General features: G+C 61.2%; 15 protein-coding genes, 1 tRNA gene and 2 rRNA genes (1 of these 18 cut by a window edge). 5 read left to right on the forward strand and 13 right to left on the reverse strand.

The window, feature by feature from the left end; translation table 11 throughout:
* From AC0JZ4_RS08035 to AC0JZ4_RS08055, 5 genes are all read left to right on the forward strand, one after another.
* Positions 1-2,173, forward strand: a 23S ribosomal RNA gene (locus AC0JZ4_RS08035) (it extends 626 nt beyond the left edge of the window).
* A gap of 111 nt (positions 2,174-2,284) precedes the next feature.
* Positions 2,285-2,399 (forward strand): 5S ribosomal RNA (gene rrf / locus AC0JZ4_RS08040).
* A 260-nt stretch (positions 2,400-2,659) separates the two neighbouring features.
* Positions 2,660-2,736, forward strand: a tRNA-Met gene (locus tag AC0JZ4_RS08045).
* A gap of 294 nt (positions 2,737-3,030) precedes the next feature.
* Positions 3,031-3,648 (forward strand): RBBP9/YdeN family alpha/beta hydrolase, encoded by a 618-nt coding sequence (locus AC0JZ4_RS08050; protein WP_471885860.1) that lies wholly within the window; start codon positions 3,031-3,033, stop codon positions 3,646-3,648.
* A 105-nt stretch (positions 3,649-3,753) separates the two neighbouring features.
* Positions 3,754-4,200, forward strand: coding sequence for an RrF2 family transcriptional regulator (locus AC0JZ4_RS08055; RefSeq protein ID WP_471885861.1), 447 nt, complete (start codon positions 3,754-3,756; stop codon positions 4,198-4,200).
* On the opposite strand, the gene AC0JZ4_RS08060 is transcribed toward AC0JZ4_RS08055, so the two are convergent.
* From AC0JZ4_RS08060 to AC0JZ4_RS08120, 13 genes are all read right to left on the reverse strand, one after another.
* Positions 4,201-5,418 carry an SfnB family sulfur acquisition oxidoreductase gene (locus tag AC0JZ4_RS08060; RefSeq protein WP_471885862.1) on the reverse strand — a complete coding sequence of 406 codons (1,218 nt, stop codon included), beginning with the start codon at positions 5,416-5,418 and terminating at the stop codon, positions 4,201-4,203. It lies immediately after the preceding gene.
* A gap of 138 nt (positions 5,419-5,556) precedes the next feature.
* The gene (locus AC0JZ4_RS08065; protein WP_471885863.1) at positions 5,557-6,648 is read right to left on the reverse strand and encodes an LLM class flavin-dependent oxidoreductase; all 1,092 of its coding nucleotides are present in this window, start codon (positions 6,646-6,648) and stop codon (positions 5,557-5,559) included.
* Entirely contained in the window at positions 6,645-7,655 is a 1,011-nt protein-coding gene (locus tag AC0JZ4_RS08070; protein WP_471885864.1) for a C-terminal binding protein, read from the reverse strand. Before AC0JZ4_RS08070 ends, AC0JZ4_RS08065 begins: the two co-directional genes overlap by 4 nt.
* 123 nt (positions 7,656-7,778) lie before the next feature.
* Complete coding sequence (locus AC0JZ4_RS08075; RefSeq protein WP_471885865.1) at positions 7,779-8,681, reverse strand: ABC transporter permease; 903 nt, start codon at positions 8,679-8,681, stop codon at positions 7,779-7,781.
* Positions 8,674-9,504, reverse strand: a complete 831-nt coding sequence (locus tag AC0JZ4_RS08080; protein WP_471885866.1) for an ABC transporter ATP-binding protein — start codon at positions 9,502-9,504, stop codon at positions 8,674-8,676. Before AC0JZ4_RS08080 ends, AC0JZ4_RS08075 begins: the two co-directional genes overlap by 8 nt.
* 84 nt (positions 9,505-9,588) lie before the next feature.
* On the reverse strand, positions 9,589-10,623 hold the full coding sequence (locus AC0JZ4_RS08085; RefSeq protein WP_471885867.1) for an ABC transporter substrate-binding protein: 1,035 nt from the start codon (positions 10,621-10,623) through the stop codon (positions 9,589-9,591).
* 304 nt (positions 10,624-10,927) lie between these two features.
* Positions 10,928-11,488 (reverse strand): NAD(P)H-dependent oxidoreductase, encoded by a 561-nt coding sequence (locus tag AC0JZ4_RS08090; protein WP_471885868.1) that lies wholly within the window; start codon positions 11,486-11,488, stop codon positions 10,928-10,930.
* Positions 11,489-11,553: 65 nt separating this feature from the next.
* Entirely contained in the window at positions 11,554-12,735 is a 1,182-nt protein-coding gene (locus AC0JZ4_RS08095) for an acyl-CoA dehydrogenase family protein (RefSeq protein ID WP_471885869.1), read from the reverse strand.
* Between the two features lie 81 nt (positions 12,736-12,816).
* Positions 12,817-13,920, reverse strand: a complete 1,104-nt coding sequence (locus AC0JZ4_RS08100; RefSeq protein WP_471885870.1) for an LLM class flavin-dependent oxidoreductase — start codon at positions 13,918-13,920, stop codon at positions 12,817-12,819.
* Positions 13,921-14,087: 167 nt separating this feature from the next.
* Entirely contained in the window at positions 14,088-15,176 is a 1,089-nt protein-coding gene (locus AC0JZ4_RS08105; RefSeq protein WP_471885871.1) for an LLM class flavin-dependent oxidoreductase, read from the reverse strand.
* The gene (locus AC0JZ4_RS08110; RefSeq protein ID WP_471885872.1) at positions 15,173-16,900 is read right to left on the reverse strand and encodes a dipeptide ABC transporter ATP-binding protein; all 1,728 of its coding nucleotides are present in this window, start codon (positions 16,898-16,900) and stop codon (positions 15,173-15,175) included. The genes AC0JZ4_RS08105 and AC0JZ4_RS08110 overlap by 4 nt, the downstream gene beginning before the upstream one ends.
* Positions 16,879-17,730: an ABC transporter permease gene (locus tag AC0JZ4_RS08115; protein ID WP_471885873.1), complete on the reverse strand. Its 852-nt coding sequence runs from the start codon at positions 17,728-17,730 to the stop codon at positions 16,879-16,881. Before AC0JZ4_RS08115 ends, AC0JZ4_RS08110 begins: the two co-directional genes overlap by 22 nt.
* The gene (locus tag AC0JZ4_RS08120; protein ID WP_471885874.1) at positions 17,727-18,737 is read right to left on the reverse strand and encodes an ABC transporter permease; all 1,011 of its coding nucleotides are present in this window, start codon (positions 18,735-18,737) and stop codon (positions 17,727-17,729) included. The genes AC0JZ4_RS08115 and AC0JZ4_RS08120 overlap by 4 nt, the downstream gene beginning before the upstream one ends.
* Positions 18,738-18,772: the final 35 nt, after the last annotated feature.

The raw sequence follows: 18,772 nt of genomic DNA on the forward strand, positions 1-18,772 counted from the left end.
AGTGTAACTAGCAAGCTTAAGCCGGTAGGTGTAGGCGCAGCGAAAGCGAGTCTGAACAGGGCGTTCAGTTAGTTGCATTAGACCCGAAACCGAGTGATCTAGCCATGAGCAGGTTGAAGGTTGGGTAACACCAACTGGAGGACCGAACCCGCATCTGTTGCAATAGATTGGGATGACTTGTGGCTAGGGGTGAAAGGCCAATCAAACTCGGAGATAGCTGGTTCTCCGCGAAATCTATTTAGGTAGAGCGTCGATCGAATACCCCAGGGGGTAGAGCACTGGATGGGCTATGGGGACTCACCGTCTTACTGATCCTAACCAAACTCCGAATACCTGGGAGTACTAATCGGCAGACACACGGCGGGTGCTAACGTCCGTCGTGAAGAGGGCAACAACCCTGACCTCCAGCTAAGGTCCCCAAGTCATGGCTAAGTGGGAAAGGATGTGAGGATCCCAAAACAACCAGGATGTTGGCTTAGAAGCAGCCATCATTTAAAGAAAGCGTAACAGCTCACTGGTCTAAATAAGGGTCTTTGCGCCGAAAATGTAACGGGGCTAAAGCCATGCACCGAAGCTGAGGATACATCGTAAGATGTGTGGTAGCGGAGCGTTCCGTAAGTCTGTGAAGGGGGACCCGTGAGGGCCCCTGGAGATATCGGAAGTGCGAATGTTGACATGAGTAACGACAAAGGGGGTGAGAGACCCCCTCGCCGAAAGACCAAGGGTTCCTGCTTAAAGTTAATCTGAGCAGGGTTAGCCGGCCCCTAAGCTGAGGCAGAAATGCGTAGGTGATGGGAACCACGTTAATATTCGTGGGCCTGGTGGTAGTGACGGATTGCGTAACTTGTAAGGTCTTATTGGATTGATCTTGCAGGGAAGCGGTTCCAGGAAATAGCTCCACCGTATAGACCGTACCCGAAACCGACACAGGTGGTCAGGTAGAGTATACCAAGGCGCTTGAGAGAACTATGCTGAAGGAACTCGGCAAATTGCACGCGTAACTTCGGAAGAAGCGTGACCCTCTTTTACGCAAGTGGAAGAGGGTGGCACAGACCAGGGGGTAGCGACTGTTTATCAAAAACACAGGGCTCTGCGAAGTCGAAAGACGACGTATAGGGTCTGACGCCTGCCCGGTGCTGGAAGGTTAAAAGGAGAGGTGCAAGCTTTGAATTGAAGCCCCAGTAAACGGCGGCCGTAACTATAACGGTCCTAAGGTAGCGAAATTCCTTGTCGGGTAAGTTCCGACCTGCACGAATGGCGTAACGACTTCCCCGCTGTCTCCAGCATAGACTCAGTGAAATTGAATTCCCCGTGAAGATGCGGGGTTCCTGCGGTTAGACGGAAAGACCCCGTGCACCTTTACTATAGCTTTACACTGGCATTCGTGTCGGCATGTGTAGGATAGGTGGTAGGCTTTGAAGCGGGGACGCCAGTCTTCGTGGAGCCATCCTTGAAATACCACCCTTATCGTCATGGATGTCTAACCGCGGTCCGTCATCCGGATCCGGGACAGTGTATGGTGGGTAGTTTGACTGGGGCGGTCGCCTCCGAAAGAGTAACGGAGGCGCGCGATGGTGGGCTCAGACCGGTCGGAAATCGGTCGTCGAGTGCAATGGCATAAGCCCGCCTGACTGCGAGACTGACAAGTCGAGCAGAGACGAAAGTCGGTCATAGTGATCCGGTGGTCCCGCGTGGAAGGGCCATCGCTCAACGGATAAAAGGTACGCCGGGGATAACAGGCTGATGACCCCCAAGAGTCCATATCGACGGGGTTGTTTGGCACCTCGATGTCGGCTCATCGCATCCTGGGGCTGGAGCAGGTCCCAAGGGTTTGGCTGTTCGCCAATTAAAGCGGTACGTGAGCTGGGTTCAGAACGTCGTGAGACAGTTCGGTCCCTATCTGCCGTGGGTGTAGGAATATTGACAGGATCTGTCCCTAGTACGAGAGGACCGGGATGGACATATCTCTGGTGGACCTGTTGTCGTGCCAACGGCATAGCAGGGTAGCTATATATGGAATGGATAACCGCTGAAGGCATCTAAGCGGGAAACCAACCTGAAAACGAGTATTCCCTATCAGGGCCGTGGTAGACGACCACGTTGATAGGAGGCGTGTGGACGTGCAGTAATGCATGAAGCTTAGCCTTACTAATAGCCCGATTGGCTTAATCGTTCCCATTGATCAATGCTCATCCGCCTGCAAACGCAGGCCGTGAGACAAAGACGTGTTCAAATCAATCACTCAAAGAGTGAACCAGCTTCTCTTCACATTGCCCTTAGATGACCTGGTGGTCATGGCGGGGCGGCCGCACCCGTTCCCATTCCGAACACGGCCGTGAAACGCCCCAGCGCCAATGGTACTCCGTCTTAAGACGCGGGAGAGTAGGTCGCTGCCAGGTCTTCTAAAGGCAATGCATGCGAAAGCATGATACAATCTTCTCGACACAGCTCGGCCCAAGCCGAAACACCAGTTGGGCCGCTCATGCGGCCCTTCGTCGTTCAACGCCGAAAAACGCAGAACAAAAGAATGCAAGGGATAACACTCAGGTCTTGGCCGGTGCGTCCCTTACAGGAGACAAATTGCAAAGCAATTTGCTCCGGCACAAAGCGTCACAGCTGCGCTGTGACGCTACCGCGCAAGCAAAAGGCTTGCGCTCAACGCGGGGTGGAGCAGCCCGGTAGCTCGTCAGGCTCATAACCTGAAGGCCGCAGGTTCAAATCCTGCCCCCGCAACCAATAATCTCAGAAATCAACGAAGAAATGCTTCCCTGATCCAGATCGAGGCCGGATAGAGCCGTTTTGGAATCGGATCTGCCTGGAACCTGCCCGGTCGTTTCCCATCGGCCATCGCCGATGGGCGGTCATGATCGCTTTCAATTCGATTCCGATCTCGACCCGCCGTCGAGGCGGCAGGCGGCCAGTGGGGCAAAAATAATCTATCTTTATTGTAGCTTTTGGGCGTGCATTCGGCGACTGGGGCAGTCGCTCCGTCTATCGTCACCCTGCTTCGAAATGTCAGCGGGGTCGATCATGCTCCAGACACTTATAATTCCGGGTTTGAACGGATCTCCGGATGACCATTGGCAGCGGATATGGGCGCGGGACTATCCGGGTGCGCGGGTCGTCGAGCAGCGCAACTGGACCTGTCCGGTGCTGGAGGAATGGCAGGCGAAGCTCGATGAGGCGCTGTCGGAAACCGATGGCGCCTTTCTTGTTGCGCACAGTCTCGGCTGCCTTCTCGCGGCAAGCTATGCCGGTCGCGCAGAGGCCGGTCTGATCCGCGGCGCGCTTCTCGTTGCGCCATGTTCGCTGGAGACCACCATCGACCTGCACCCGTGCATGATCGATTTCGGTCCGAAGCCGCTGGACGGGGAGCCGCTGGACAGACTGCCGTTTCCAAGTCTTGTCGTCGGTAGCCTGAACGATCCCTATATGAGCGTTCAGCAACTCGAGCGGCATGTGAAGGCGTGGGGCAGTGAGCTGGTGACAATCGGCTTTGCCGGCCACATCAATATCGCGAGCGGCTTCGGTCACTGGCCTGAGGGGCACGGGTTCTTCGAACGGCTGGTCAGGCGCAGCGCGGGGATCAAGCAGTGGCAGCACGGCTCGGCATCCGGACAGGCTGCGGCATGTACCGCAGCATCGTGACCCGGTTTGCTCTCATGCCGGATTGAAGCATTCCCATACGTCCTGTATCGAATTCTTTCACTGGGAATTTGATCGCGGTCGATCTTTGGCCGATCTGGACATCCGATGCTGACCAAAAAGGGAAAATACGGTTTGAAGGCGCTGGTACATCTGGCGCAGCTCGAACCCGGCAAGACCGCTTTCGTGAGCGAGATTGCTGAGAAGAACAATATTTCCAAGAAGTTCCTCGACGCGATCCTGCTCGAACTGCGCAAGGGCGGCATTCTGCGATCCAAGAAGGGGCCCGGCGGCGGCTATGCCCTTTCCAAGCCGGCGGCGGAGATATCGATCGGTCAGGCCGTGCGTATCCTCGACGGCCCGCTGGCGCCGATTCGCTGTGCCAGCAAGACGGCCTTCGAAGCCTGTGACGATTGCGACGATCCGGAAGACTGTCAGGTCAGGCATTCCATGACCGAGGTCAGGGATGCCATTTCCGCCGTGCTCGACACGATGACGCTCGAACAGATGGTCGCCAAGCGCGGTCCGCTTTCGGTCGAAAAGTTGGCGCAGTAATCAGAACTGCCCGTTGGGCCTGGGCAGTCTGCCATTCAGGTGATAGTCGCCGATCGCGTGGTGCTTCCAGCGCACCGGATCGTGAACCGTATGGGTGCGGGCATTGCGCCAGTGACGATCGAGGTTGAAGCTTTCGTCGGTGGCCGATGTGCCGGCCAGCTCGAAAAGGGCATTCGTCGCCTCCAGTGCCGCCTCCGTCGTCAGGATCTTCGCCGTCGCGACCGCAAGCGATGCTTCGCTTGCGGCCTGCGAGGATGGCGAGACCTGCGCCATGTCGATCTTGCGTCCGGCCCGCTCGATAGTGGCCGAGGCAGCCTCGATCTTCACGGCAATCGACCCGGCCTTGGCGATCGCCAGCGGATCGTCGCTGGCGACTTCGATGGCGAGATTGCTGTTGCCGCGGGACTTCGTCTTGATGAAATCGATCATGTCGGCGAAGGCGGCGCGCGCGATACCGAGATCGACAGCTGCGTGCAGCAACTGGCCGAGCGAACCGAGCGGCGTCGGCTGTTCGAACGCCTTGTCATGGTCGATGACGGCATCGGCTGCGACATAGACATTCGAAAACGTCACCGTGCCGCTTGCCGTCGTCCGCTGGCCGAAGCCGGCCCAGTCGTCGGTGACGGTCAGGCCCTCGCTGTCACGGGGAATGATCGCCATGACGATCCGCTCTCGTGCGTCGAGCGCAAAGACAGCCACCCAGCCTGCGAACAGGGCGCCGGTCGAATAGTATTTCTGACCGGAGATGCGAAAGCCCGGCCCATCCGGCGTCAGGCGCGTGCTGATCACGCCCGCGGCATTGCCGTTACGCTCCGCCAGCGCATTGGCGAAGTGATCGCCGGCCAGCGCTCGGGTGAAGAAATAGCGTTTCTGCTCTTCCGTGCCGGCCAGCCGCAGCACTTCGAGAATGTAGAAATGGTTCTGCGGGATCTGGCCGATGGAGCTGTCGGCCTCCGAAAGTATCGCCAGGACTTCCGCCAGAAACGGGTTGGATATGTCGGCGCCACCATAATCCGCGGGTACCGTTACGCCGAGAAGCCCGGATTGGGCGACCAGCGCCATCTCGTCATGCGGCAGCAGTCGCTGTCGGTCGCGAAGGCCGGAGCCTGGACGCAGGTCGGCCGCCAACGCCTTGGCAAGCTCGATCGCTTCATCCTCGGTTCTGATATAAGGCGCGACCGCCCTGAGCTTGCCTGCCAGCTGTATGAGCTTGCTCATCGTAATCTCCTGCGCCAATGCGGATATTGAGCCACGTGAACGATCGTTGGAGAAGGAAGAAACCTTCAAATAGGGCGGCTGCCGGAGCGATATTTTGCTCTTCATGCCGATTGGAAAGATACCGGCGGACTTGCGTCCTTACGCGGGCGAGACCTCTGCCTGCTCTTTCAACAGCGGCAGGAGCTGGCTTCCCTGCCGCTTTATCTCCTGTAGATAGGGCGTGTCGGAAAGCACGAAATGCGTGATGCCGAGCTCCCGATACTTCCTCAGTGACCGGGCCACGTCCTCGGCCGAACCGACGAGCCAGGTCGTGGCGGCCCCGCCGCCGCCGAATTTGCCGGGTGCGGTGTAGAGATTGTCGTCGATCACGTCGCCCTTGGCGGCAAGATCCAGCAGCCGCTGCTGGCCGACTGCGACGCCGTGGCGGTGATCCTGCCAGCTGCCTGCCGATCCTTCTGCCATCCTTGCGACCTTGGCCTCGGCATCCGCCCATGCCTGTTCCGTCGTGTCGCGCACGAGTGTCGTGATCCGCAGCCCGAATTCCAGCGGCGGCAGATCGCGATCGAGCGCGGTGCTGAGGGAGCGCAGTCTTTCAATGCGTTGCCTGACGCCCTCAAGCGGCTCTCCCCAGAACAGTTGTACGTCGGCTTCGGTCGCGGAGACCCGTTCGGCCGCTTCCGAAGCGCCGCCGAAATAGAGTTTGGGATGCAGACGGTCGCCGTCGGCTGCAAGACGCGGCGCGACGGTGGAGCCCGTCACATGGAAATGCTCGCCTGAAAAGGTGACATTTTCCTCCGTCCAGAGCCTGCGGACCAGCCGCATGAACTCCTTCGTGCGGGCATAACGCTGTCGCTGGTCTCCCTCCTCGTCGCCATAGGCGGCAAGCTCGTCCGGTCCGGAGACGACGTTGACCCGCACGCGCCCGCCGCTCAGATGATCGAGCGTTGCGGCAGCGGCCGCGAAATTCGCCGGCCGCCAGTAGCCGGGGCGGACCGCAATCAGCGGCTCGAAAGTCGTCGTCCGCGCGACCAGCGCCGTGGCCAGCGTGAACGTATCCGGCCGACCCCAGCCCGTGCCGAGCAAGGCACCCTTCCAGCCATGTTCTTCCATGGCCTTCGCCTGGCCGGTCAGCGTATCGAGGCTGTTATGCGCCGGATCGGCCGCATCGCCGCGATGGCCGGCCTTCACGTCGTTGGGAATGTACCAGAGAAATTCGGATCGACTGCTCATGACCTGTCCGTGACCTGATTGCGAAGCCTGCCCTCGTCGAGCAGTATTCTCACCGTCTTCGCCGCGTTGCGGCGCATCTCGATTGCTGCGTGATCCGAATAGAAGGCGTTGTGCGGGGTGATCACCAGACGCCCGGCGAGCCATTCCTCGCGATTGCGCCATGCCGTCAGAAGCGGATGGTCGCCGGGTGGCTCCTTGACCAGCGTGTCGAGGGCCGCCGCCGCCAGATGTCCGCTTCGCAAGGCGGCCTCCAGCGCATCGAGATCCTCGATCAATTCGCCGCGGGCCGTATTGACGACGATGGTGCCGGGTTTCAGCCGCGCGAGGCCTTCAGCATCAAGAATGCCGCGTGTCTGGGCGTTTGCCGGGCAGTGAAGGGTGACGATATCCGACTGGGCGAAAAGGTCCTCAAGTCGCTCGGCGCGCTCGTAACCGATCGCCTTTTCGTGGCCCGGCGGCTGGCCGGGATCGTAGCCGAGGATACGATAGCCGAACGGTTTCAGTCGGTTTACCACCGCCGTGCCGATCCTGCCGACGCCGACGACGCCAACCGTTGCCCGGTTAGAACGCGAAAGCGGCTTCAGGCTGTGGACCTGCCAGCCGGACGTGTAGCCACGGGCACGCGCATCATGCTCGAAGATCCGCCGATGCAGGGAAAGGATCATTGCCAGCGCGTGGTCGGCAACTTCCTCCGTGCCGTAATCAGGATTGTTGGCGAAAGGAATTCCGGAGGCTTCCAGCGCGGCGAGATCGATCTTCTCGTAGCCGACGCCGTAGCGCACCACCCCCTTGCAGCGGGCAAGGTGCGCTATGCTTCCGGCCCCAAGCCGTGCCCCCCAGACCATCAGGGCATCCAGCCGCGCCAGGCGATCCGGCTCGAAGGATGTTTCGTCCGTGCTGGCGAAAAAGTCGATCTCGACATCGTCGCCCAGCACTTCCGCTTCCAGATCGGGCGCGCCGATCATGTGGTCGGTTATGCCGACGACGTATCTCTTGCCTGCTGCCATTGCTTGTTCCTTGCGGCACTCAAGCGTGTCGCGATCTTTCAGATTCGCTCCGCACGCTTCGGCTTCCTGTTTTTTGCGGACGTCTTCTGCTCGAAACCGGTGACCACGTTCGAGAGGCATGCGTCAGCGCGCCATTCCCCACTTCGCCACCGTCCGCTTCTCCAGTTCGCGGAACAGGACGTTCTCGACCAGAAGACCGAAGAGGATGACCATGATCAGGCCTGCAAAGACCCTGTCGGTATAAAGTTCGTTGCGGTTCTGGAAAATGTACCAGCCCAGCCCGCCGCGGCCGGAGGACGCGCCGAATACCAGTTCGGCTGCAATCAGCGTACGCCAAGCGAACGCCCAGCCGATCCTCAAGCCCGCGATGATCGACGGGAGTGCTGCGGGTACAAGGATCAGAAGCACGTAGCGCAGGCCGCGCAGGCCATAATTGCGTCCCGCCATGCGCAGTGTCTCCGGCACGCCGGTAAAGCCGGTATACATGTTGAGCGCCAGCGGCCAGAGGACCGAGTGGACCAACACGAAGACGAGGCTTCCCTGGCCGAGCCCGAACCAGAGCAGGGCGAGCGGCAGAAGCGCGATCGGCGGTAGCGGATTGAGCATGGAGGTGAGCGTCGACAAAAGGTCTCGCCCCAGCTGTGTCGATACGGCGAGCGATGTCAGCACGAATGCGAGGATGACACCGGCGACATAGCCCTTGAGGAGGACATCGAGCGAATTGATCGCCCTTTGCGGAATGACACCCGTCGAAATATCCTCCACCAGCGCCTTGAGCGCTGCTGAAAACGGCGGCAGTAGAAGTTCGTTTCCCTGCAGGCGGGCAACGACTTCCCAAAGCAGCGCGAGACAGATGAGGATCAGGCTTTTTCTTATCCATGCCTGCTGCCACAGTCTTCGATGGACGGGCAGGGCCTCCTGGCTTCTCGTCTCCGCAAGCGGCTCCAGCGGGCGCTCATATTCGGGGCGAACCGGCGGGATGCGTCGCGTCCTCGTGTCGAGGTCGTGGTTCAGGACGTCACTCATGGCCGCCTCCATTCGTGCGTTGCGGGTCTTCGAAAAGAAGCCGATGGATGCGGTTGGCTGCCGCCTGAAACTGTGGGCTTCCGCCGCTCGAAAGATCCCATTCATGGCTGTTGATTTCCGCGCGCATCCGTCCGGGATGCGGCGACAGGAGCGCGATGCGATTTCCGACCACCAGCGCTTCCTCGATGGAATGTGTGACGAAGAGGAGGGTGAAGCGGACATCCTCCCAGAGCGCCAGAAGCTCCTCCTGCATCTTGCGCCGCGTAAGCGCGTCGAGTGCCGCGAAAGGCTCGTCCATCAGGAGAACGCGCGGCTCCATGGCCAGCGCACGGGCAATGGCGACACGCTGCTTCATGCCGCCGGAAAGCGTGTTCGGATAGGCATCGGCAAAGCGTGAAAGGCCGACTTTTTCGATATAGTGCTCCGCCCGTTCCACCGCTTCCCGGCGACCGAGTTTTCCCGAGGCCTTGAGCGGGAAGGCGACATTGTCGCGGACGGTCTTCCACGGCGGCAGCTGATCGAATTCCTGGAACACGACGACCCGGTCGGGGCCTGGTCCATGCACCGGGCGTCCTTCGAGAAGAATGCGGCCCTCATGCGGTGCGATGAAGCCGCCAACCGCCTTCAGAAGCGTGGACTTGCCGCAACCCGACGCTCCCAGAAGAATGAAGCGGTCGGCTTCCCAAACGTCGAAGCTGACATTCTGCGTGGCGCGTACGACCCGGTCGGGCGCCTCGTATTGCAGCGTCACGCCTTCCACCTTGAGGAGCGGCTGGACGGCTGGAGCAGCGTTCTGCCGGTCGGGTGCGGTCATGACATCCATTCTCGATTCCATCTTGTCTGGTGGGTGAAGCCGGACACGCGCTTAGCGCACCGGCTTCCCTTGCAGAACAGCCAGAGCGGCCGTTCAGCCGCCGTTTTCGACGTGAGCCTCAGGGAAGAAGTAGTCCTTCCAGCTTGCCGCCTCGGTCTTCAGAACGCCGAGCTTGTAGAGTTCGCTCGCGTAGACGAAGGTATTCTGCGGCACGATGGTGAAGTCGTTCTCGGGGTCGTTGATGATCTCGAGCACGAGTTCGGGCGAAAGCTTCGAGCCCTGCTGGCGAATGAAGGTTTCGGCAGCCTTCTCCTTGTTGGCGTTGATCCATTTTGCCGCTTCGCCCAGCGCGGCATAAAAGGCCGCGTAAGTCTTCGGGCTTTCGTCATGGAAGGCCGTGCTGGTGTAGAGCACGTTGAAGGTGGCCGGTCCGCCCAGAATGTCATAGGAGCTGATGACCTTGTGGACCGCCTTGTTGCCCTGCAGTGCCTGATAATAGAAGGGCGCGGAGGAAAAATGCGAGTTCACCTCCGTCGCGCCCGAAATCAGCGCGGCCGTTGCATCGGGATGCGGGAGGCTGATGGAAATCTGGTCGAGCTTCTGGAAATTCTCCTGTCCGAACAGTTTCGCGGCCTCAATCTGCAACGTGCGCGACTGGAAGCCGACGCCTGCCGCAGGTACGGCGATCCGATCCTTCTCGCTGAAATCGTTCAGCGTCTTGACGTCCGGATTGGTGGTGATCAGATAGTTCGGCAGCGAGCCGAGCGCCGCCACCAGCTTCACGTCGCCCTTGGTGCGATCCCACATCGTCAATGCCGGCGGAACGCCTGCAGATACGATGTCGAGATTGTTGGCAAGCAGCGCCTCGTTCATCGCAGTGGCGCCCGAAATGCTCGCCCAGTCGACCTGGATGTCGACGCCGGCCTGCTTGCCATGCTTTTCGATCAGCTTCTGGTCGCGAACGACATCGAGAATGAGGTAGGATATGCCGAACTGCTGGGCGATCCGGATCTTGCCTTCCGCGGCTGCCTGGCCTGCAGCGAGCGTGGCGATGATCCCGATGAGGGAACCCGTTGCAAGACGGCGGGCGGATTTGAGCTTGAGAGCCGGAAGATGAAGTCGTGTCATGAATATTCTCACCAAAACAATTAAGCTGAAACAAGGAGAAGCGGGCGCTTCTCCGCGAGGCATTCCGCAGACCTGCATCTTCACCAGCGACATGTTTCGCCAGTTGCCAAAAGGCTAAGTATCTCGACCAAATCGATCAACATGGTCGTGTTCTATTCTGGCGGGAGAAATGAGAGCAGAATCCCTCGGTGTCGCCAAAACGTCGAATAATCTACTGACGCTCTGACGACAGGTTGGGATTGCGCCGAGGGCAGCCGAAGCTGGCTCACCTGACGCGCTGGCCGGATGCGGGGATGCGGTGGTCTTATTCCGCGGCTATCGCAGCGGAGATCGAGCGGGCGCTGATCAGCAGCGACGCTTCATTCAGCGCCTGGCTCACCCGTCCCTGAATGGCGGGAGACGGCGCGCCTTCGATAAAGTCGCGGCCCGAGGCATAGATGGCGGTCGGTGTCACGAAGGCCTCGAAGAAGGCGAAGAGAGGGCGGAGCTGATGCTCGACCACCAGGGAATGCCGGTCACCGCCGCCGGTCGCCGTCAGCACGAGCGGCTTGCCGCGCAGGTCCGCCGGGTCGAGCAGATCGAAGACATGCTTGAAAAGACCGGTATAGCTTCCCTTGTAGGTGGGGGAGCCAATGACGAGAGCCTCGGCCTCGATGATCGTCCGCACCACCTTGCGCGCGGCGGGATCGAGATCGGCCACCGACCGCGCGGCCGCAAGCGATGCGCCGAGATCCTCGATATCGAAAACGGCATGGCCGAGGCCCGACTGTTTTGCCAGGGATTCCGTTACCGTTTCGACAAAACGCCGCGTGCTGGAGGGGCGAGACAGATTGCCCGAGAAGCCGACGATCAGATTGTTGCTCATTTCAGTTCCTTTTTCTGAAGCTTTGCGGCCCGCGGGATGGGACGCCGTATCCGTCACGCGCCCGGTCAGGCCGTCTTGAGAATAGGCAGGTCGTCCCGATAGGCAGGTTGTTGCGGCTGAGCGCGGTTCCAGCGTTCGAAGGCGGCACGTCCGAGGATGGCGACGGAGGTGTCTTCCTGCGGCGCATGAACGAGCACCGACTGGATATCGCGGAAATGCCGTTCGAGCCCGAGATCGGCGTTGAGGCCGGGATTGCCGATGCCGCGCACGGCGATCTGTACCGCCTCACGGATCTGCCGCCCGGCGAGGAGTTTGGCCCTGATCAAGGCTTCCGCATCGCCCAGCTTGGTTTCCAGCGCGCCGAAAATGATCTGTCGGGCACCGCCGACAAGCAGATCGATTTCACCCGACAGCGTGATGAAACGCTCCGTCCTGGCAATCGAATGGCCGAGATTGGCGGGGAGCCGCTCATGGGCGAAGCGGGTGAAGACGTCCTGCGCGGCCTCGGCGGCTCCCAGATAGATCGAGGTAAGGGCCAGGGTTATCGCCGCATGGGCGCGGTTGTCCTGCTGGGCGACCGACGGATCGACCAGTTCCAGCACGTTCTCCGCCGGGATCTCCACATCGGCATATTCGACGTCATGGGAACCCGATGCCCGCATGCCGAGACTTTTCCAGTTCTCGATGATCTTGATACCGGGCAAGCCGTTGGGAACGACGAAGGTGCCGACGCGACTTGGTGCCTCATCGGTATGAGCCCAGACGAGAAAGTGCGTGAGGCCATGCGCGCCGGTTACGAACCGCTTTCGGCCGGTGATCGACCAGCCGGTCGCGGTGCGACGCGCGCGGGTGGCGGGCAGGCCGCCACGGGCGGGCGAGCCGAGTTCGGGCTCGACACGGGCAGCGTTGAGCAGCAACGGTTTCTGCTTCGCTTCATCGAGCAGGCGCCGGTAGAGGCCATCCGGCCAATGGTTTTTTGTCGCCTGACCGAGATGGTTGAAGATCGTCATCGCGCTGATCAGGGCAACGGACGGGTCTCCCCGGCCGAGTGCTGCCAGAATATGCGCCGCATCGGCGAGTGTCCCGCCTTTGCCTCCGTAGCGCGTTGCGACCGTGCTTTCGAGCAGCCCGCTCTCGTGAACCGCACGGATCCCTTCCCAGGGAAACGCGCCGGTCTGATCGGCCTCCGGTGCGGCTTCGGCAACCACGCGAACGGTCGCCTCGAGAATGGCTGGATCATAGGACATGCGGCTCAACGCTTTCTGACTGTCGACGAGAAGGTACGGTACGAAAGATGGAGGGATCCGGCATGTGCCGGATCATCCGTGTCATGCTGCGGTCTTGCGCCTGGCCTCTTCACGTTCGCGAATGCCTTCCCGAACCAGCGGCAGAACGTAGCGGCCATAGTCGACCGCATCGTTGTAATTGTCGTAACCGCGGATGGAGATCAGGTCGGCACCGAGATCGATGTAATCGAGAATGGAGTCGGCAATGGTGCGCGGAGACCCCACCAGCGCTGTCGTTGCGCCGCTGGCATTGGTGGCGGTCACGGTCGGATACCAGAGCGCTCGGTCGTGCACGTCGCCGCGCTTGGCGATATCGAGCAGCCGTTGCGAGCCGACATTGGCCGGCGATGCCGCATTGATGGGCGCGCGGGACAGGCCCTTCTGGCGGTTCGCATTGAGCTGGTCGAGAACCTTGTGCGCCTTTTGCCAGGCAAGCTCATCCGTTTCGGCGACGATCGGACGGAACGTCACCCAGATGCGCGGACGATCCGTGCGGCCGGCCTTTTCTGCCTCGGCATAGATGCGCTCGATCTGCTGCCTGGTTTCCGCCAGCGGCTCTCCCCAGAGGCCGAAGATGTCGCAGAGCGAGCCGCCGATCCGGTAGGCCGCATCGGAAGACCCGCCGAGCGAGATCGGGATAAGACCGTTCGTCGGGCGCACAGCGCTGCGGAACTGCTTGAACTGGTAATATTTGCCGTCGAAGTCGAAGGCTTCCTTCGAGGTCCAGGCGAGGCGCAGGATGCGGATATACTCTTCCTGGCGCTCGTAGCGCTCCTCCTTGTTGAGGAAATCGCCTTCGCGTGCCTGCTCCTCGTCGCTGCCGCCGGCGATGAAGTGGACAACGACCCGGCCGCCGCTCAGCTGGTCGAGCGTCGCGAGCGACTTGGCAGCGACCGTCGGATAGACCGTGTTCGGCCTCAGCGCCACGATGATCTTGATATTTTTGGTATGCGCCAGAATCGTCGCGCCGAGCGTGAAAGGATCGAAGGACGAGGAAGAATAGGGAATGAGGGTGTAATTGAAGCCGTAGTCATCGAGAGAGCGGGCGTAGCGCTCCAGAAAACGAGGATCGACAGGGGCGTCCGGAATGGGAGCCAGATCATTCGAGGCGTTGGGAAAGCTTACGCTGATAAATTCCGCGGTCATGGGAGCTCCTTGAAATTGCCGATCAATGCTTGGGAGGTTATTCGGGGGACATTCGATGAGGAAGACAGACCGTTCTTTTTCTATCGATTATGTAGAAAATATTCTCTGCCAGGATACGGGACGTAGATGCTCCGACCGCTATCGCGGCCTGTGCCCGCTCGATACGGTCAGCGCTGCGAGGCGGACTGCCATCCGAAGGCTGGTGCAACGGTCTGCGCGAGATCTGCGAGGAGACGCAGGTTTTCGGCAAGCCCGAATGCAGGCGGCAGGAACAGTACGATCTCGTCTGCGGCGGCCAGGCCCGGATCGTTGAAGACAGCCTCGATCACCTGATCGGGCGTGCCCTGAAAGACCGGCGAAATCTGTGCGCCGGCCGGGGTGCCGGGTGGTTCGAGCGCGCCCTTGGGACGGGAGGCCGCGATGCCTTTGGTGCGGCGCTCCAGATCATAAGCGGCATATTTTTCGCGCAGGTCGGGTGTTGTGCCGACAAGGATGGACGCGGCGACCGCAACCGGTGGCGGCTCCGTTGCCCAGATCCGCCGCCAGTTCGTCCGGTAGGTTTCGATGATGCGGGCCTGATACTGCCCGAACGTCTCGCCATCCGCCTGATCATGCTGAACGGTGCCGGAGATAAGCCCGATCCCGAGTTCGGCGGCCTGTAGCGCCGAACCCGTGCTGGCCGACCCCTGACGGATGCGGGAGCGAAGGGTGGGACTGTGCGGCGTGACACGCAGATCAGCACCCAGCGGTGCGCCCTGACCCTGCTCTGTGACGGTATGCAGGACCTCACCCGACAATGCGGAGAGAAACCGGGTCTGGCGGCGCTTTGCTTCGGTCCGCGCATCGCTGTCGACAGTGCCGAACACCGCATCGAATGCTCCGTTGGCGCCCGTCGAGATGGCAAGTTCGAGCCGGCCTCCGATCAGCAGATCCGTCGTCGCAGCCGCTTCGGCAAGCAGGATAGGATCCTGATAGCGCATGGGGATTACGGCGGAGCCGAGTGTGATGCGGCTGGTATGCTGACCGGCAGCGGCAAAGAACGGCAGCGGCGAGGAAAGATAGTGGTCGAAATGCCGTTGATAGGCCCAGCCGGATTGGTAGCCGAGCTGTTCTGCCTGCCTGAAGAGTTCGATACCCTCGCGCAGGCCTTGTGCCGGTCCTGCATCGTCGTTGAACGAGACCCTTGTGTTGAAGCCGAGGCGCTGTTTGGGACGAAACGCTGCGGACGGAGGGTCGAGCGGAAGAGCGATGGTCATGCGAACCGCTCCTCTCGCAGGATAGGCCGGGATTTCTGCGGCCGTGCCGGTGTGGAGGCTGAGATGCCCGAGGGGATGGATTGCAGCAGGGTGGCGGTGTAGGGGTGCTGCGGATTGCTGAATATGTCGGTGACCGCGCCATGTTCGACGATACTGCCGCGCTGCATGACCGACACCGTGTGTGCAAGCTGGCGAACGAGCGCCAGATCATGCGAGACGAAGATGTAGGTGAGCCCGAGCTTCGCCTGCAGCGACAGGAGGACCTCGACGATATCGGCCTGAACGCTGACATCGAGGGCGGATGTCGGTTCGTCGAGAACAATCACGTCCGGCTTCAGCACCAGCGAACGGGCGATCGCCACGCGTTGCCGCTGGCCGCCCGACAGCGCCGCCGGCCTGCGGGCGAGAAGGTGTTCCCCAAGCCCGACATTGGCAAGTGCTTCACGCACCTGCTGGGCTCTCTCCTTCGGACTGCCGATCTTGAACCGGTCGAGAGGTTCGCGCACCAGATTTTCGACGGTCCAGGTCGGGTCCAGAGAGGTGAACGGGTTCTGGTAGACCAGTTGCAGATGACGCCAGGCTGAGCGAAGCGATTGAGGCGAGCGACCGGACAACCGTTCTCCGGCTACCGAGATTTCGCCATGATCCGGTTCCTCCAGCCCAAGCAGAAGACGGATCGTCGTCGTCTTGCCCGAGCCGGATTCGCCGACCAGCGCATGCGTGGTGCCGGGCGGAACGGAGAAGGACACGTCGTCGACTGCGGTCAGAACCTTGCCATCGACCGCAAACGTCTTGGTGACCGCTTTGACGTCGATCTTCGGCGCCTCACCCGCATTGCGCAGCCGCAGAGCCGGATCTCGCAGCCTCGCATAGCGATCCGGGTTCAGCGCCGGGACATCGGCATGCAGCTTTCTGGCATAGGCCGAATTGGGCGACGAGAATACTGCGGCCGTTCTGCCGGATTCCTGAATGACCCCGTTCTTCAGAACGACGAGGCTATCGGTCCGTTCTGCCGCGATGGCAAGATCGTGGGTAATCAGCAGAAGGCTGATATCGAGATCGCTCTGCAGACGCGAAAGCAGATCGAGAATTCGCTTCTGGATCGTCACGTCGAGCGCCGATGTGGGTTCGTCGGCGACGAGCAGGGCCGGGCGCGGCAGCACGGCGAGGCCGATCAGGACACGCTGCAGCATGCCGCCGGACAATTGGTGCGGATAGGAATCGTAGACCCGCTGCGGATTGTCGAGCCCGACCTGCGCAAAGGTTTCAAGAACGAGCGCCTTGCGGATGGCTGCGTTCGGTTCCTCGGTCAAGGCGGCCGCTTCCATAGCCTGTGCGCCGATCGTACGCACGGGATTGAGCGCATTGCCCGGATCCTGCGGCACGAAGCCGATGGCCCGTCCCCGCAAGGGGCGGAAGCGGCGTTCCGGCAGCGCCAGCAGATCCTGCCCTTCGAACGTCAGTTGGCCAGCGGCTCTGGCGCCACCGGGAAGAAGCCGAAGCACGGCGCGGGCGATGGTCGATTTTCCGGAGCCGGATTCACCGATCAGCGCGAGGCTCTTTCCCCGCGCCAGATCGAACCCGACGCCGCGAACGACCTCCTGCCGGCCATAGGAAACCGACAGGCCGTCGACCTGCAGGAGCGGTGCAGCAACAGGCTGCGGCGCAGGCGGCACCGTGATGGCGTGAATGAGCGTGTTGGTCAGTCTGTTTTGCGAAGCCATCGGCTGATCCTGTTGACGGAGAGGACGGTGAGGATGGTGATGAAGGCCGGCGCGTAAACGAGCCAAGGCCATTTGAGGTAATCCTTGCCGATCGAGATCAGCAGGCCCCAGTCGGAGGCCGGTGGCGGATCGCCGTAGCCGAGGAAGGCGAGGCTGGCGATCACCAGGATAGACTCGCCGAACTGCAGGACCGCCAGCGGCAGGACCGAGCGGGAGGCATTCGGGAGGATGTGCCGCCAGAGGATGAAGGCGCGCGAGCCGCCCGAGAGGAATGCAGCCTCGACGAACGTGGCCTGCCGGGTCTTGATGACTTCAGCACGGGCGACACGGGCGAAGATCGCCACCGCCGACACGCCGGTCGCAATCGCCGCATTGATCGTCTCGAAGCCGATGGCGGTGACGACGATCACGGCCAGCAGGAATTTCGGGATGGACAGCAGTACATCGACCAGCCGGGCGAGAATGATGTCGACCCAGCCGCCGAGGAAACCGGCCAGAAGGCCGATCAGTCCGCCGGCAACGACGCCGATCACGACCGCCACCAGCGCGCTGGAGACGGAGGATGCGGTGCCGTAGACCACGCGGGCATAGACATCGCGCCCCAGATGATCGGTGCCGAACCAATGGCTCCAGCTTGGTCCAAGGAGCTTGTCCGCCGGTACACCGACGACAGGGCTGTACTGGGTGAACAGTCCCGGCGCCAGCGACCAGGCGATGACGATGGCGATCACCAGAAGCGAAGCTGCGACGCTCGGCGGCAGGCGAAGGGCCGACAGCCAGCTTCCCGGCCTTCGATTGGTGGAGATTGCGGAATTCGAAGCAAAACTCATGATGCCACCGCCTTGCTCGCGTCGATCCGCGTGTCGTCAGCTGTCGTCGGGTTGCGTTTCCTGCCGCCAAGGATTTTCACGCGCGGGTCAAGCAGCGGATAGAGAAGGTCGGCGACAAGGTTGGCGATGACGAAGACGACCGCTCCGAGCGAAACGATCGCCTGCAGCACCGGAAGGTCCTGCGTGCTGACCGAGCGCTGTACCAGGCTGCCGATGCCGGTTCGGCCGAACACGGTCTCGGTGATCAGCGAGCCGCCGAGAAGCTCGCCGATGGTCAATGCGATGACCGTGACGACGGGCAGTGATGCGGGTTTCAGCAGATGCGTGGCGAACAGTCTCGTGCGGCCGATGCCGCGGCTGCGGGCGACGGTTGCATATTCCTGCTCGGCTTCCCGGTCGAGATTGGCGATCAGAACCTCGGCGATCTGGGCCGATACGGGAATGCCGAGTGCGATCGCCGCAAACAGCGTCGCCCAGAAACTGTCCGGGTTGATGACGCGGAAGAGACCTATCTGGAAGCCGAACACGTGGATCAGCACCAGGCCGATGACGAAGTTCGGCACGGAGAGAAAGAGGGAGGGAAAGCCACGCAGCAATCCCTGGCCATAGCGCTTGGGCACGAACTGGGTGCCGTAGGCGACCGCCATCGCCAGAACGATGGCGACGGCAAGGCCGGTGGAAGCGAGGATCAGTGTGGAAGGGAGGACTTCCGCGATCAGCGTCGAGACGGGCCTGCCGGAACGCATCGATACGCCGAGATCGCCGGTCAGAAAGCCGGAAAGCGAGTTCCAGAGCTGCACGACGATCGGCTGGTCCAGCCCTTGCGCCGCAATGATCTCCGCTATCTCCTCTTCGCTGAACCCGTTCTGGGGATTGCGCAGAACGCTGGTGATCGGGTCGCCGGGCAGGATGCTGACGACGACGAAGGTGAAGACATAGGCCAGCAGGATCACGACGACCGCTTGCCCGAGCCGCTTTGCGGCATAGGTCAGGTAGGTATTGCTCACGCCGATACCCCTCTCACATTGATCGGTTCAAACAG

It is taken from the genome of [Rhizobium] kunmingense, from assembly GCF_977018605.1.